The organism is Nocardia sp. NPDC003693, from assembly GCF_053981095.1.
The window spans coordinates 1-14674 of record NZ_JBSFNO010000057.1 but is presented as its reverse complement, the minus strand read 5'-3'; the positions used below and the strand labels follow the sequence as shown (position 1 = coordinate 14674).

The 14674-nt window shown below is 68.3% G+C and carries 15 protein-coding genes and 1 tRNA gene; 6 read left to right on the top strand and 10 right to left on the bottom strand.

All coding sequences use genetic code 11. From position 1 onward, the window contains the following. Positions 1–138 precede the first annotated feature (138 nt). Positions 139–1884 carry a VanW family protein gene (locus ACWDOP_RS36310; protein ID WP_456348697.1) on the top strand — a complete coding sequence of 582 codons (1746 nt, stop codon included), beginning with the start codon at positions 139–141 and terminating at the stop codon, positions 1882–1884. Here the strand turns inward: ACWDOP_RS36310 and ACWDOP_RS36305 are convergent. Then, positions 1871–2323 carry a hypothetical protein gene (locus ACWDOP_RS36305; RefSeq protein WP_456348696.1) on the bottom strand — a complete coding sequence of 151 codons (453 nt, stop codon included), beginning with the start codon at positions 2321–2323 and terminating at the stop codon, positions 1871–1873. The two genes, ACWDOP_RS36310 and ACWDOP_RS36305, sit on opposite strands and share 14 nt — an antisense overlap. A gap of 558 nt (positions 2324–2881) precedes the next feature. Then, entirely contained in the window at positions 2882–4708 is a 1827-nt protein-coding gene (locus ACWDOP_RS36300) for an acyl-CoA dehydrogenase (protein ID WP_454204436.1), read from the bottom strand. 344 nt (positions 4709–5052) lie between these two features. Between ACWDOP_RS36300 and ACWDOP_RS36295 the strand changes: the two genes are divergently transcribed. Continuing rightward, complete coding sequence (locus ACWDOP_RS36295; protein ID WP_456348695.1) at positions 5053–5655, top strand: alpha/beta hydrolase family protein; 603 nt, start codon at positions 5053–5055, stop codon at positions 5653–5655. A gap of 63 nt (positions 5656–5718) precedes the next feature. On the opposite strand, the gene ACWDOP_RS36290 is transcribed toward ACWDOP_RS36295, so the two are convergent. The 4 genes from ACWDOP_RS36290 to ACWDOP_RS36275 all read right to left on the bottom strand — a co-directional run bounded on the left by ACWDOP_RS36290 (position 5719) and on the right by ACWDOP_RS36275 (position 9458). Beyond that, the gene (locus tag ACWDOP_RS36290; protein ID WP_456348694.1) at positions 5719–6462 is read right to left on the bottom strand and encodes a methyltransferase domain-containing protein; all 744 of its coding nucleotides are present in this window, start codon (positions 6460–6462) and stop codon (positions 5719–5721) included. Between the two features lie 124 nt (positions 6463–6586). Next, entirely contained in the window at positions 6587–7696 is a 1110-nt protein-coding gene (locus ACWDOP_RS36285) for a DUF4185 domain-containing protein (RefSeq protein WP_456348693.1), read from the bottom strand. Between the two features lie 161 nt (positions 7697–7857). Then, the gene (locus tag ACWDOP_RS36280) at positions 7858–8664 is read right to left on the bottom strand and encodes a crotonase/enoyl-CoA hydratase family protein (RefSeq protein ID WP_456348692.1); all 807 of its coding nucleotides are present in this window, start codon (positions 8662–8664) and stop codon (positions 7858–7860) included. Next, a complete protein-coding gene (locus tag ACWDOP_RS36275) occupies positions 8661–9458 on the bottom strand; it encodes an alpha/beta fold hydrolase (protein WP_456348691.1) in 798 nt (265 codons plus the stop codon). The genes ACWDOP_RS36280 and ACWDOP_RS36275 overlap by 4 nt, the downstream gene beginning before the upstream one ends. Positions 9459–9656: 198 nt before the next feature. Between ACWDOP_RS36275 and ACWDOP_RS36270 the strand changes: the two genes are divergently transcribed. After that, positions 9657–9983, top strand: coding sequence for a hypothetical protein (locus ACWDOP_RS36270; RefSeq protein ID WP_454204442.1), 327 nt, complete (start codon positions 9657–9659; stop codon positions 9981–9983). A gap of 172 nt (positions 9984–10155) precedes the next feature. Then, on the top strand, positions 10156–10605 hold the full coding sequence (locus ACWDOP_RS36265; RefSeq protein ID WP_454204443.1) for a hypothetical protein: 450 nt from the start codon (positions 10156–10158) through the stop codon (positions 10603–10605). A gap of 128 nt (positions 10606–10733) precedes the next feature. Here ACWDOP_RS36265 and ACWDOP_RS36260 read toward each other — a convergent pair whose 3' ends face one another. The 3 genes from ACWDOP_RS36260 to ACWDOP_RS36250 are packed head-to-tail and all read right to left on the bottom strand — an operon-like array spanning position 10734 to position 11604. Next, positions 10734–11078, bottom strand: a complete 345-nt coding sequence (locus ACWDOP_RS36260; protein ID WP_456348690.1) for a hypothetical protein — start codon at positions 11076–11078, stop codon at positions 10734–10736. 5 nt (positions 11079–11083) lie between these two features. Beyond that, positions 11084–11413 carry a hypothetical protein gene (locus ACWDOP_RS36255; protein ID WP_456348689.1) on the bottom strand — a complete coding sequence of 110 codons (330 nt, stop codon included), beginning with the start codon at positions 11411–11413 and terminating at the stop codon, positions 11084–11086. A gap of 2 nt (positions 11414–11415) precedes the next feature. Beyond that, positions 11416–11604 carry a hypothetical protein gene (locus ACWDOP_RS36250; protein WP_456348688.1) on the bottom strand — a complete coding sequence of 63 codons (189 nt, stop codon included), beginning with the start codon at positions 11602–11604 and terminating at the stop codon, positions 11416–11418. A gap of 132 nt (positions 11605–11736) precedes the next feature. On the opposite strand from ACWDOP_RS36250, the gene ACWDOP_RS36245 reads away from it, so the two are divergent. After that, entirely contained in the window at positions 11737–12897 is a 1161-nt protein-coding gene (locus ACWDOP_RS36245) for a helix-turn-helix transcriptional regulator (protein WP_456348687.1), read from the top strand. 143 nt (positions 12898–13040) lie between these two features. Here the strand turns inward: ACWDOP_RS36245 and ACWDOP_RS36240 are convergent. Further along, positions 13041–13114 (bottom strand) — tRNA-Gly (locus ACWDOP_RS36240). 322 nt (positions 13115–13436) lie between these two features. Between ACWDOP_RS36240 and ACWDOP_RS36235 the strand changes: the two genes are divergently transcribed. Continuing rightward, positions 13437–14674: cbb3-type cytochrome c oxidase subunit I (locus tag ACWDOP_RS36235; RefSeq protein WP_456348686.1), on the top strand; the 1238-nt coding region annotated here is incomplete at its 3' end.

Here is a 14674-nt window from a genome sequence, read left to right as displayed (position 1 = left end):
GCTCTTTCATATCCCGGCGACATGTTGCACAGTGTTTGCTGTGAGTCTCGGCGAGCGGCGCGTGTCGGCCCGGCCCACTATGGTGGGCGGTGTACTCGCGCCTGCGAGTCGGTATTCCACCATTTGGGAGGATGGTTCGTGACCATCGAAAGTCCCGGGCGTCATGCGAAGTCGCGACGCACCGCCGGTGATCCGGCGCCCGGACGGCAGTTCCTGAACTCTCCGGCGGCTCGTCGCGCCGGGATCGCGGCAGGTGTGCTGATGGCCGCCGGCGGCCTGGCTTTCGCCCTCGACTTCGGACTATCGTCCGGGAACGTCCCGCGCGGGGTCGAGGTCGCCGGGGTGGATATCGGCGGAATGGACCGCGAACAGGCCCAGGCCAGGCTCGAGCAGGTGCTGAACCAGCGCGCCGGTCGGCCGCTGACCGTGCGCATCGGGGATGTGCAGACCGAGGTGGTGCCCAAGAACGCCGGCCTGTCGGTGGACTGGGACGGCACCTGGGATCGCATCGGCGGGCAGCCCATGAACCCCTTCACCCGCGTGTGGTCCCTGTTCGGCACCCGCGTCGTCGAACCGGCGGCCATCGTCGACAACACCGCCATGACCGCGCAGCTGGACGCCCTGCGCGCCAACGACCGTCAGCCCGTGGAGGGCGGTGTCGTCTTCGAGGGTGCGAAACCGGTAGGCGTGCAGCCCATTCCGGGCCGGGTGCTGGACGTCACGGCCGCCCGCGAGACCCTCGCCGAGCACTGGTCCGACGGCTCGCCGCTGGAACTGCCCGCGGTGGAGACCGAGGCCACCGTGCACTCCGACGCGGTCGCGCGCACCCTGCGCGAGGTGGCCGAACCCGCGGTGCGGGCGCCGATCACCTTCACCGGCAAGGGCGGCAACGCGGTGCTCGAACCCGAGCAGATCGGCGGCGCGCTCGCCTTCGCGCCCGACGGGCAGGGCGGGCTGGCGCTCTCGTACAACAACGAGGCCCTGATCGCCGCGCTCGGCCCGCAGTTGAAGGACACCGAGGTGGAGCCCAAGGACGCCACCTTCACCCTCGCGGGCGGCCGCGCCACGGTGGTGCCCGCCGTGGTCGGCGACACCATCAACTGGGACAGGACGTTCGACAATCTCGCCGCCCTGCTGGTCGCCTCCGGTGACCGCAGCCGGACCGTGGTCTACGAGCAGGTCAAGCCGAAGCTGACCACCGAGGACGCGAACAAACTCGGCGTGAAGGAGGTCGTCGCCACCTTCACCACCAGTGGTTTCAGCGGCCCCTCGGGCGTGAACATCAAGGTCACCGCCACCAAGGTGAACGGCGCGGTGGTCAAGCCGGGAGAAACGTTCTCGCTCAACGACTTCACCGGCCCGCGCGGCGTCGCCGAGGGCTACGTCGAATCCGGCATCATCGACAAGGGCCGCCCGAGCACCGCGGTCGGCGGCGGCATCAGCCAGTTCGCCACCACCCTCTACAACGCCGCGTACTTCGCCGGCCTCGAGGACGCGGGCCACACCGAGCACAGCTACTACATCTCGCGCTACCCGGCCGCGCGCGAGGCGACGGTCTTCGACGGCGCCATCGATCTGAAGTTCCGCAACCAGACCCCGTACGGCGTCTTCATCGAAACCTCCACCACCGCTTCCGAAGTCACGGTCCGCATGTGGAGCACCAAGACGGTCGAGGTCGAGTCCGTCACCGGCGAGCGCACCAAACCCACCGAACCCAACACGGTGACCCTGCCCAAGGGCAAGGACTGCATCGCCTCCGAGGGCGCGCCCGGTTTCACCACCTCCGACACCCGGATCATCCGGGACGCGGTGAGCCGCAAGGAGATCTCGCGCCACACCCGCACGGTGAAGTACGACCCGATCCCGGTCGTCAAGTGCGAGTAGGGGTTCGGTTCTCCGGATAGGTTTTCTCGCCGATGGCGACCGCGGCCAGCGCCATGGCCGCGGTCGCCATCGCCAGTTCCAGGTAGAGCCGAATCCGCAGGCCGGGAAGGTAGTCCAGCAGTTCGCCCTGCACCAGCACCCACAGCCCGAACATGATGGCGGCTCCCGCGGCCTGGACGAGTACCCAGGGCGCGTCGGCGGATTGCGACACCGCCAGGTAGATGATGCTGCCGAGCAGGTACAGGCTCAGGGCCAGATACGGCAGGCCGACGAACACCACGTAGACCAGCGAGCCGGTCGGGTCGACAGCCTCGGCCGGTTCTCCGGCGTAGGCGGGCGACGGTTCGTACCCGCCCGGTGCCGCGTCGATATCGGGCGGCGACGCGAACCCCAGGTAGAGGATCACCCAGCCCACACCGAGGATCAACGCTCCCGCCAATCGCCGGCGATACCCCGGTCCCCGCCGTCTCCCCATACGCAACACGCACCCCAAACTATCCCGGTGTCGTGGATGAACCTGGGGACAACTGTGGAGAACCCGTGTGAAAGCCCGCCCGCGGAGCTGTCCCCAGCGCTCCCGGGACCGGCTGTGGAAAACCGCGCGACCCCGCCCGCGGCGCTCCCGCCCGCCGCGCCGGACAACGACACGCGGTGCGTGATTCGGCAGGTCAGGAGGGGATTGGTGTAGGGGTCCGAGGCCTCCGGAAACCCTTCGCGAACCGTCGCGGACGCGGGTTCCCGGGTGCGGCGATGCGCATATGACAAAAGTTATCCACAGGCGGTGGATAGATCTTGGGATAGACCTCTGGTTGAGCCACAACACCTAGTGGTCGATCACCCGTCCGAACCACATGCTGTGGATAGCCGTGCTGGGACCGGCACCCTTGCGGAGCCACCGCTGTGCCCCTTGGAACAGCAGTGCGCCCCGGGACCGTGTGGGTCCCGGGGCGCACCGAGTCTTACCGGCGGATCCCCGCCGAGGCGGGAATTCCGACTCCTAGAAGGCGGCTTCGTCCAGCTCCATGATGTCGTTGTCGAGGTTCGACAGCACGGTGCGGGTCGAGGTCAGCTCGGGCAGGATGTTGCGCGCGAAGAACTGCGCGGTCGCGACCTTGCCGGTGTAGAACGCCTCGGTGGAGCCGTTGTCGAGGGCCTTGATGGCGACCTCGGCCTGCTGCAGCAGCTGCCAGCCGATGAGCAGGTCGCCGACCGACATCAGGAAGCGGACCGAGCCCAGGCCGACCTTGTAGAGCTCCTTGGGGTCTTCCTGCGCGCCCATCAGGTGCCCGGTCAGGGTGGCGGCCATGGCCTGCACATCCTCGAGGGCGGTGGCGAGCAGCTTGCGCTCCTGCTTCAGGCGGCCGTTGCCACCCTCGCGCTCGATGAACGCCTGCACCTGGCCGGCCACGTGGGCCAGGGCCACGCCGCGGTCGCGGGCGATCTTGCGGAAGAAGAAGTCCTGCGCCTGGATGGCGGTGGTGCCCTCGTACAGCGAGTCGATCTTGGCGTCGCGGATGTACTGCTCGATCGGGTAGTCCTGCAGGAAGCCGGAGCCACCGAAGGTCTGCAGCGATTCGGTCAGGTACTGGTACGCGCGCTCGGAGCCGACACCCTTGACGATCGGCAGCAGCAGGTCGTTGACGCGGAACGCGGTGTCGGCGTCGGCGCCCGAGACCAGCTGGGCCACATCGGCGTTCTGGTGCGCGGCGGTGTAGAGGTAGATCGCGCGCAGGCCCTCGGCGTACGCCTTCTGGGTGGCCAGCGAACGACGCACGTCCGGGTGGTGGGTGATGGTCACGCGGGGCGCGGCCTTGTCGGTCATCTGGGTCAGGTCGGCGCCCTGGACGCGAATCTTCGCGTACTCGAGCGCGTTCAGGTAACCGGTCGACAGGGTGGCGATGGCCTTGGTGCCGACCATCATGCGAGCGTTCTCGATGACGTCGAACATCTGCGCGATGCCGTTGTGGACCTCGCCGACCAGCCAGCCCTTGGCGGGCACGCCGTGGCCGCCGAAGGTGACCTCACAGGTGGCCGAGACCTTGATGCCCATCTTGTGCTCGACGTTGGTCACGAAGACGCCGTTGCGCTCGCCCTTGGTCTCGGTCTCGAAGTCGAAGTGCCACTTCGGAACGTAGAACAGGGACAGGCCCTTGGTGCCCGGTCCGGCGCCCTCGGGGCGGGCCAGCACCAGGTGCATGATGTTCTCGAACAGGTCGTCGGAGTCGCCCGAGGTGATGAAGCGCTTGACGCCCTCGATGTGCCAGGAGCCGTCTTCCTGCTTGATCGCCTTGGTGCGGCCGGCGCCGACGTCGGAGCCCGCGTCGGGCTCGGTCAGCACCATGGTGGCGCCCCAGTTGCGCTCGGCGATCTTCTGAGCCCAGACCTTCTGCTCATCGGTGCCGTTGTTGTAGAAGACCTGCGCGAATCCCGCACCGGCGGCGTACATCTGGGCCGGCGGGTTGGCGCCGAGGATCATCTCGCCCAGGGCCCAGCCGACGACGGAGGGGGCGCCGAGGCCACCGAGCTCCTCGCGCACGGGCACCTTGGACCATTCGCCGTCCTCGAGCGCCTTGTAGGACTTCTTGAAGGACTCGGGGAGCGTGACGGTGTGGGTCTCGGGATCGAAGGTCGGCGGGTTGCGGTCACCGTCGACGAACGAGTCGGCCAGCGGGCCTTCGGCCAGACGCTTGACCTCCGCGAGCATTTCCTTCACGGTGTCGGCGTCCAGGTCACCGTAGGCGCCGCTGTCGAGCAGAGTGCCCAGGCCGAGTACCTCGAAGAGGTTGAACTCGAGGTCGCGGGTGTTGGCTTTGTAGTGACCCATGGTCGTACTCACTCTCCATTGAGATGGGTGCGGTTCGGTGGTTGCCGTTCCCGCCCATTAGGCCCATCGGGTAGACACCGTAAAGAAGCGCTACTGACGGGTAACTTGTGTGCCATGTTACCGACCGGTAGGGCGGCGGCCAAGGTGATCGGGGCCGAATGTGACCAGAAGCACCCAGTTTGCTGGTCAATAGCGAACATGTTGGGCGCGTACCGATCCCGTTGTCGCAGCTAGCGACGTTGCTCACCGGGCGGGACCGGGGGCTATGAGCTTTCCCCGAGCTTTCCGGCGCACACGCGGTGTGCCGTGGCGGCGGGTGCGCGGCGGCTGGATACGGTGCGCACATGCGCATCGAGACGACGGCCGGACCGGCCGAGGTGGAGATCGAGCGGAAGGGCCGGGCCGCACCGGCGTTCCTGTTGGTGCTCACCCATGGATCCGGGGGTGGCGTCGATGCGAAAGATATTCTCGCCGTTCGTGATTCAGCGGTGTCCCGCGGCGGGGTGGTGGCCTCGGTGACGCAACCGTACCGGGTGGCGGGCCGGCGGGCGCCGGGTAAGGCCGACGTTCAGGACGCCGCCTGGCTGGAGATCGTCGCGGCGCTGCGCAAGAAATTCCGCGGCGTCCCGCTGATCCAGGGCGGGCGCAGCAACGGCGCGCGGGTGGCCTGCCGCACCGCGCGCGAGGCCGGGGCGCGGGGCGTACTGGCGCTGTCGTTCCCGCTGCATCCGCCCGGGAAGCCGGAGAAGTCCCGGCGGGACGAACTGCTCGCGCCGGGGGATATTCCGGTGCTGGTCGTCAACGGCGCGCGCGACCCGTTCGGGATACCGGACGCGGCGGACGCGGCGGAGGTCCACGTCATCGCCGGGCAGGCGCATTCCTATCGCGCCGGCTTCGAGGAGATCGTCGCGACCGTCGAGCCGTGGCTGGAGCGCTGGATCCGCTAGCGGTCCGCGGGCGAGGGACCGCGCCGACTCGGTGACGGCGCTACTCGGTGACCGCGCCCGAGCTCAGCGCGGCGGGGTGGCCGGTTCGTCCGGCCCGTCGATCCCGAGTCCCTCGAGTTCGGCGTCGTCCAGGATCGGCGGCGGGCCGGGCCGGGTCGCGACCACGAGCGAGTCGATGGCGTCCCGGTGCTCGGTGGCGCGCCGCACCCGCTCGGCCACCCGGATGTCCAGGTCGTCGCTCGCCGGGCCGAGGTCGGCGACGATATCGTCCGGGGTGAACAGCAGCGCCGGATCCTGTTCGCCGCCATACCCTTCGGTGAGATTGGCGGGGTCGTTCCCCAGCACCACCAGCATGCCCTCGGGCACCAGCAGATCGGCCGCGCGCAGCAGCAGGGCCCGGCGCCGGTCGGCGGGCAGGTGCAGGTGCGCGATCAGGATCAATTCGTACGGGCCGGTGATCCCGGCACGGTCGAGATCGTTCACGTCGGCCCAGTGCCACCGAATCCGGCTGCGCACCGAGCGCGAGAGGCGGGAGGCCACCGTGCGGCCCTTGTCGACCCCGGCCTGGGAGTAGTCGATCGCGTCGACCGCCCAGCCGTGGGTGGCGAGCCAGAGCGCGTTGCGACCCTCGCCGCAGCCGAGGTCGAGCGCGCGGGGCAGCTCCGGCCGCGGCTCACCGACCGCGTGCGGGCCGTCCGGAAACCGGCGTTCGAGCCCGAAGACCTGCTCCACGACGGTGTCGTCGGGCGGTGCGCCCCACACCAATTCGGTGCGGCTGTAGAACTCGTCCCACGCGGCGGCATCCATGGGTCCGAGTCTATGGGCGCGACAGCGCCGCCGAACGGTGGTGGCCGACACCCTGACGGCCGCGAACGCGAAACGGCCGCGAACACCGGCGGTGTTCGCGGCCGAATGTCTCGGCGCAGCGGCCTCAGAGCTGGGTGCGCATCAGGATCACGTTGTACTGGCTGTGCACGGTCGTGAGGAAGTACAGGTCGCGCCCGGTCTGGTACGGGAAGATCGAGGGCGCGTACGCGGTCGGGAGCTCACGGGTGTCGATGAGCACCTCGGGTCCGCTCCACGGGCCCTCCGGGCTGGGGGACCGGTACATGACCACCGAGTTCCACGGGTCCGTGGTGAGCATGATGTATTGCCCGAGGTAGTCGTTCCACATGACCGACATCTCCGACACGCCGCCGCCGATGATCGGGGTGGCGCCGTCCACGTCGCCGCGCTTCCACTCGTCGCCCACCCAGTACTCGTAGGCGCCGAGGTCGCCGATGGCGGCTTCGGGCACGCGAGCGATGTAGGCCGGGTTGTTGCGGCCCGAGGCGGTGCCGTACTCGTAGACGAAGCCGCCCGCCTTGACGAACGAGTTCATCTGGAAGTTGCCGTTGCCGCCCTCGTCGGGCCGGCGGGTGTCGGGCAGTTCCACCCAGTTCTCGCCGTTGTCGCCGGAGACCGCGAGGCCGGAGAAGTTGGTGGTCCACTCGCCGACGTCGTCCCAGGTCTTCACCGACATCAGGCTCATGTACTGGGTGCCGCCGACGGAGATGGCCGCGGTGGGGATGCGGCTGATCTCGAGGAACGGAATCTTGGGGCTGGGGATCAGATCCCGCGCCTGTCCGAAGACGTCGCGCACGACGCTGTCGAAGTAGATGCCGTTGGACGGGTCCTGGGTGTGCGAACGCACCAGGATGTTGGAACGCCACGCCCAGGTGCTGCCGACCAGCAGGTTCGGGAAGCCGAGCCCGGCGGTGTCACCGAAGGTGGTGAGCATTTCGCCGTGGCCGTTGTCCCACATGATGCCCAGGTCGGTGCCGAGCACGTTGTAGGCCTGGGTGTTGTTCGGGCTGGCCATGCCGGTCACCTGGAAGACGGCCTTGGAGCGGCCGGGTAGCTGCGGCAGCCCGTGGGTGCCGTTGAGCACCGGAATGGGGTTGATGGCGTTCGGGTTCGCCGCTGCCGGAGATGTCACGGTGAGGAGCAAGGCCGTGGCGCCTGCTAAAGCGGACAACAGCAGGGGGGCGGTCTTGGTCAATTGCGTGGGCCCTCCGGTTCTCGCCGAATAATGCGCGACCACACGGTATGTGACGGGTCGCACAAAACGCTCGACTCGCTGGCAAAGTGTGAAAATGCTAACAGCGGAACGGGTCTCCGTCAGATCGAGACCGGGTATTTGCCGGGGGTTGACTCGGATCGTTATTTCGTACCACGGCCGAGGGCCTGACGGACGATCAAAGGCAGCTGTGTCGCGCGTTCGATAGCGAGAGTTCGTCGAATCGTTGCCTCCCAGCTGCGCTCGAACAGTCGCTTGGCGCTCGCGACGGTGTGCGCCGGCCGGGTGGCGATGCGGTCGGCGAGTCGCTCGGCGGCGGCGATCGGGTCGTCGTGCACCTCGGTCACCAGGCCGATCCGCGCGGCGTACGTGGCGTCCACCGGATCGGCGGTCATGGTGAGCAGCAGGGCCTGGTCGTAGCCGATCAGCCGGGACAGCGTGGCCGCTCCGGTCATGTCGGGGATGAGCCCGTGCTTGGCCTCCATGACCGCGAATTCGGCGTCCGGCGTGACGAATCGGAAGTCCGCGGCCAGCGCGATCTGCAGGCCGCCGCCGTAGCAGCGCCCGTGCACGGCGGCGATGACCGGCTGCGGCAGCCGGCGCCAGGCCCAGCACGCCTCCTGAAAGGTATTGGTGCCGCGCCACGGCAGCGGCACGAAACCGCGCACGATTGCCAGCGGATCGCCCATTGCCTTGGCGATATCGAGTCCGGAGGAGAAACTCGGCCCGTTGCCGGTCAGAATGACGGCGCGGATGTCCTTGCGGCGCTCGATGACTCCGGCGACTCGCACCAGCTCGCCCAGCATGTCCAGGGTCAGGCCGTTGTGTTTGTCGGGGCGGTCCAGGCTCACGTAGGCGCGATCGCCCGCGAAACGCAGGGCGACATTGTTCGTGGAAACGCTGTCGCCGGAAACGGCGGAAACGTGCTCGGTCGAAACGTTGTTGCTCACGGCTGGTCCTTCGTTCGGTTCCATCGGTCCAGCAGGAGCTGGGCGCAGCGGTCCGGGTCGTCGTAGAACGGTGTGTGCCCGCTGCCGGGCAGCGTGACGTGCCGGGCGCCGGGCAGCAGGGCCCGGGCGCGGCGGGCCTGGGTGGCGTACGTGAGAAGTATGTCGCGATTGCCCCAGGCGATGGTCACCGGGAGATGATCGACCGCGCTGGGATCGGGCAGCCGGAAGCCGGTGAACGAGGCCAGGGCGGCGTCGAATCCGTCCGCGCCGAGCAGTCCTTCGACGGTCTCGATCGCCACGCGCGGTTCCAGGGCCCAGGCTTTGCCGAACACCAGACTGGTCAGTGCGGTGCGCCCGGCGGTGTTCCCGAGGATGGCCGGGGCGATCGGGCGCAGCACGGTGCTCAGGTTCTTGGCCCGGCCCAGCGCCTGCTGGCACCACACCCGCCCGGCGGTATCCCAGAATCCGATGGGGGAGTAGGCGGTGACCGAGCGGGCCACGCCGCGCGCGGCCAGATCGAGGGCGATGCCGCCACCCATGGAGTTGCCCGCCAGGTGTGGCTTGTCGATGCCCTGCGCGGCGAGGAAGTCCACCAGCGCGTCGGCGAGGGTGGAGACGGTGGTGTGCGCGAGCGGTGCGCTGGCGCCGAAGCCGGGCAGGTCCACCGCGATGACCTCGTACTCCGCGGCCAGGGCGGCGATGACGGGTTCCCAGACCTGCCAGCGGCTTCCGACGCCGTGCACGAGCACCAGGGGCTCGCCGCTGCCGGTGCGGTAATGGTTCAGCTCGGTCATCTCGACTCCCCTGGGGTGTGGCGGTGGGTCGACCCTAACAGTCGTTGGCAAGCGGCCAATTGTGGATTTCGGCCGGTATCGCGTGCCGCTCGGAACCGGCGCCGAGCACCGGTTTCGGTCAGCGCTGCACAACGCACCGGTTGTGTGAGATCGTTCCTGCGGCACTCAGCCCCACCGTTCATGAGAATCGAGGAACCCGTGCGCATTTCCCTGATCGCCGCCGCGCTCGTCGCCCTTCCGCTGCTGGCCGCCTGCGGCAGCGACGACGAGAAGGCTCCGGCAGTCACCGCGGCGGAGGTGTCGAAGGCGCTGCAGGACGGCGGCCTCAAGGACACCAAGCTGGCCGACTGCGCGGCGAAGATCTATGTGGACGAGGGTATTTCGCAGGACGGGCTGCGCCTGATGATCAAGAACGACGCCAAGGCGGCCTCGGCGACCGATCCGGAATCGATGGGCATGAGCACCGCCGACGCCGAGAAGGCGCGCTCGGCGACCAATAAGATCGTGGGCGAGTGCCTGAAGTAGGGCGCTGACCCGGGGGCAGGCTCGGCGGTGGGGGAGGGCAGAAGTACTGCCCCGCCTGGGTTTTAAGCGGTTCCCTGTCGGATCGCAAGGGGACGGGGGCAGTCTCGGGTGACGGCGTGGTCCGTCAGCGGAGACACCCCCGTCGCCGTCCGCACAGATCTAGGAACTTGTGATGAGGAAATCCGTACTCGCGGTGGCGCTGCTCGCGCTGCCGCTGCTGGCCGCCTGCGGCACCGACGAGTCGTCCACCGCCCCTACCACTCTCGCGCCGGTGAGCTCGTCCGCTCCGGTCACCACGTCCCCCGGCGCCACCACGCCCAAGACCACCGTGTCGGCTCCCAAGTCGACGACCGAGTCCGATGCCACGACCCCGGGCTCCGTGCCGTCGGGCGCGCTGGCGGTCCCGGTGATCTCCCAGTCCCTGCAGGACAAGGGCGGCCTGGACGCGAAGACCGCCGACTGCGTGGCCAAAATCTATGTGGAAGAAGATCTTTCGCAGAACGCCCTGACCAAGATCGCGCAGAGCGGCAACGCCGCCAACCCGACCGAACTCGGCCTGAGCGTCGACGACCTGCGCAAGGCCGCCGCCGCCGCGACCCGCGTGGTCAAGGAATGCTCCTGATCGTGTGAACGTGTGCCTCGGTGGGGCGGGGCACGCGGGCGCGGCGTCTCGCGGTCAGGACTGCGTGATGCGGTCAGCGGCGAGTCTCGCGGCCGGTAAGCGACGGAAACGAAGGTCGGGACGCTATGTCATCGGCTGCCGAGTATGTCGTCGGGACCCCCGATAGTCAGGCCAGAATGGTCGCTTTTGTGTGAAATATGAGGGTGTATACCGGGTTTCGGCAGCAGCTCGCCGGTTCCGCGCGCGGCGGCCTGGCCGAGGCGCACGAAGACCACGCGCGGATCGTCGGCGATCGCCAGCCCGGCCCGGACGATGAGGCCCGGGTCGGCGAGCATCGCGAGGAGTATGTGCTCGACGGCGATGTTCGGGGCGCTGCCCGCGACGGCGATGTCCTCGGCTTTGGTCATCAGGGCCGCGAGGTCCGGCGAGCACGCGAACGTGGAGACGGGCTGATCGGCGTTCGTCTCGGCCATGACCCTCAGCCTTCCGTCGTGGTCGTGGTCGTCGGCGGCGTCCGCGGATAGGTGTGCGCGGGGTCGATCGTGAGCACGTCGGCGACCTCGGTCAGGGCAGTCGGCACGATGGCGGACTCGAGGTGGTCCAGGCTCGGGGTGATGACCGCGTCGACGCCGAGGCGGTCCAGCATCACCCGGATGCGATGGATGCGGTCGTCGGTCCTGTCGCTGAACGCCGCGATCTTGCGCAGGTCGTATCCCGCCATCGCTGCGGCGTAACGGATTTCGGTCTCGTGGCGACGCTGCCGGGCGCCGGCCAGGTCGCTGCGCAGGTAGCCGATCGCCGATCGCATCCTCACCACCTCCCGGCGGAGGCGAGGCGCTCGGCCTCGGCGGCGAGCCGCGCGCGGATGTCGTCCACCGTGACGGCCGCTCGGTGGCGGCCCGTCCCGGCGGAGTGCGCGGCGGCGCTCGACCCGGTCGAATGCAGTGCGGCGAGGATCGTCGCCCCGGCGACTACCGCGATGGAAAGAAGGAGTTCCATGTCTGGTCCTTGCGTCCCGTGTGAATGCCCTGGTGGTGGTGCTGCTGCCACTCAGAGTGGCGGAACGCAAGCACGCTGAGGGACAGCGAAGGGACAGAAGACACAGCTGCGCAGCCGGTCTACCCTCAAGAGATGGGCGAGCACATGGGGCATCGCATCGCTGCTGAACGCAAAATCGCCGGCCTGAGCCAGGCCGCGCTCGCGCGGCGCGCCGACTACAGCCTGAGTCTGGTCAAGGCGGTCGAGCAGGGCAGGGAACCCGCATCCTCCGGCTTCACCAGCGCGATAGCGAAAGCGCTGCGCATCAGACCCGAGCAGCTGACAGGTGCACCGTACGACGACGGGAAACCGTTGTCCGACGCGGTGAATGGGCTGTCGATCCTGCTGGCCGAAGGCCGGTTCGCCCGCGCCGTCGAGCCCGGGACGCTCGCAGCCATCGAGGCGGACCTGGACGCGGCCCGGCAGCTCTACCGCAGCGACCGCACTCGCCGGACAATCGAAGTTTTGCCCGACATCATCAGACGCCTGCACGGCGCGGTGCGTGAACTGTCCGGCGATGAGCAGGCGCGCGCCTATTCGCTGCTCACCTCGGCATACGTCCTGGCCGAGTGGTCGGCTCGGCGCATCGGGCACATGATGCTTGTTCTGCCGGCTCTCGATCTAGCGGATGTCTACGCGCCTCTCGCCGATGACCCGAACGAGGGCGCGTTCTCCGGACTCGCCCGCGCGCGGGTGCTGACCCACTTCGGTGAGTCCGAGGTCGCGGAAACGCTGGTCAACTCCGCGATCGAGTCGGCGGCCGACGACCAGCCGGGTCTGGTGCTCGCGGGCTATTCGCATCTGGCAGGCGCAATCAACGACGCGCGAAAGCTCAACTACCGCAGCGCCATTGATCATATCGCCGCCGCGCGCGACATCGCTGAACACACCGGCGAGACCGACCTGTACAACCTGTCGTTCGGCCCCCTGAACGTCGCGATTCACGAGCACGAGATCGAACTCGAAGCGGGAGATCCGAACCGCGCCGCGATCGAGGGCGCGAAGCTGACCTACTCGGCAGATGCGCCACCAACCCGGATCGGCCACCACTGGCAGGACAACGCCCGGGCATGGCTTTTGAGTGGGAAGCCGGACAGGGCGCTCGCCGCGCTCAACAAAGCCCGGGCCGCCGCGCCACAACAGACCCGGCTACATCCCTCGGTGCGCGAGACGGTGCACGGGATCGCCTCGGCGCAGCGCAGGCAAAACGAGAGTCTGCTGGGATTCGCCTCCTGGCTGGGTGCAACGCTGTAGTAGTTCGGTACCTCGGTTGCGCCCGGACGCTTCGTGCCGGGACGAGGTGCCTAGCGCGCCTGCAGCTTTCGGCCGTCGCCGGTGTGAGCCACCGGCAAAGAGAAAGCCCCGGCCGGACTGTCGTCCGGCCGGGGCTTTCGTACTGGAGCCGATGACGGGAATCGAACCCGCGCCATCTGCTTGGGAAGCAGAAGTTCTACCATTGAACTACATCGGCGTGCGTCCGAGACTCTATCAGACGCGGGGACGCGGAACGCAACTCTTTACACGTCGGAGCTGGTCCGGGGGGTGGCGGCGCGGACCGGGGAGGGTGCCGAGGGGGTGGTCGGCACCTCTGGATCGCGGGGTCGGGAGCCGCTCGTGTCGGGAGCGACGCGCCGGGGCGGGTGAGTTGTTTCGCCGAAGTAGGGGGTTCGGCTTCGTCGCCAGTCCTACACTGGCTCGCAGGGTTGAAAGCCCGTCCACCACAGGGACTTTGGGTGCGCTGGGGGTTAGCCGGAGCGTGTCCCGGTCTCCTGTTCGGGGGTCGAGGAGGACACATGACCGCCGTGCCGTCGCAGGATGTCCCGCAGCTGAAGGCCGCGCGGCCCTATCCGCCCCGGAGAGGGGCCAAGGGGTCCTTCCTGTGGAAGGCGGTGACCACCACCGATCCCAAGGTTCTCGGGATCATGTACCTGTTCACCGCGATGACGTTCTTCCTGATCGGCGGCGTCCTGGCGCTGCTCATGCGCAGCGAGCTGGCGCGGCCGGGGATGCAGTTCCTCTCGGCCGAGCAGTTCAATCAGCTGTTCACCATGCACGGCACGATCATGCTGCTGTTCTACGCCACCCCGATCGTCTTCGGGTTCGCCAACGCGGTGCTGCCGCTGCAGATCGGCGCGCCGGACGTGGCGTTCCCGCGCCTGAACGCGTTCAGCTACTGGCTGTACCTGTTCGGCGCGACCATGGCCACGGCCGGTTTCATCACCCCCGGCGGGGCCGCGGACTTCGGCTGGACCGGATACACCCCGCTCAGCGACTTCACCCACTCCCCGGGCGTGGGGGCCGACCTGTGGATCATGGGCCTGGCCGTCTCCGGCGTCGGCACCATCCTCGGCGGCGTCAACATGATCACCACCGTGGTCTGCCTGCGCTGTCCCGGCATGACCATGTTCCGCATGCCGATCTTCACCTGGAACATCCTGGTGACGAGTGTGCTTGTGCTGCTTGCCTTCCCGATCCTGACCGCCGCGCTCCTGGCACTCGCGGTCGACCGGCACCTGGGCGGGCACATCTACGACGCCGCGAACGGCGGGGTGCTGCTGTGGCAACACCTGTTCTGGTTCTTCGGCCATCCCGAGGTGTACATCGTCGCGCTGCCGTTCTTCGGCATCGTGACCGAGATCTTCCCGGTCTTCAGCCGCAAACCGCTGTTCGGCTACTCGACCCTGGTGTACGCGACGCTCTCGATCGCCGCCCTGTCGGTCGCGGTGTGGGCGCATCACATGTACGCCACCGGCGCGGTGCTGCTCCCGTTCTTCTCGCTCATGACGTTCCTGATCGCGGTGCCTACCGGGGTGAAGTTCTTCAACTGGATCGGCACCATGTGGCGCGGGCAGCTCACGTTCGAGACGCCCATGCTGTGGTCCATCGGCTTCCTGGTGACCTTCCTGTTCGGCGGCCTGTCGGGCGTGGTGCTCGCGTCGCCGCCGCTGGACTTCCACGTGTCCGACACCTATTTCGTGGTCGCGCACTTCCACTACGTGCTGTTCGGCACGATCGTGTTCGCGACGTTCGC

Coding starts and splice junctions, on each gene's coding strand:
- ACWDOP_RS36300 (WP_454204436.1), bottom strand. CDS start 4,708: ATGGGTCACTACAAAGCCAACACCCGCGACCTCGAGTTCAACCTCTTC.
- ACWDOP_RS36295 (WP_456348695.1), top strand. CDS start 5,053: ATGCGCATCGAGACGACGGCCGGACCGGCCGAGGTGGAGATCGAGCGG.
- ACWDOP_RS36290 (WP_456348694.1), bottom strand. CDS start 6,462: ATGGATGCCGCCGCGTGGGACGAGTTCTACAGCCGCACCGAATTGGTG.
- ACWDOP_RS36275 (WP_456348691.1), bottom strand. CDS start 9,458: ATGACCGAGCTGAACCATTACCGCACCGGCAGCGGCGAGCCCCTGGTG.
- ACWDOP_RS36265 (WP_454204443.1), top strand. CDS start 10,156: ATGAGGAAATCCGTACTCGCGGTGGCGCTGCTCGCGCTGCCGCTGCTG.
- ACWDOP_RS36260 (WP_456348690.1), bottom strand. CDS start 11,078: ATGGCCGAGACGAACGCCGATCAGCCCGTCTCCACGTTCGCGTGCTCG.
- ACWDOP_RS36255 (WP_456348689.1), bottom strand. CDS start 11,413: ATGCGATCGGCGATCGGCTACCTGCGCAGCGACCTGGCCGGCGCCCGG.
- ACWDOP_RS36250 (WP_456348688.1), bottom strand. CDS start 11,604: ATGGAACTCCTTCTTTCCATCGCGGTAGTCGCCGGGGCGACGATCCTC.
- ACWDOP_RS36245 (WP_456348687.1), top strand. CDS start 11,737: ATGGGCGAGCACATGGGGCATCGCATCGCTGCTGAACGCAAAATCGCC.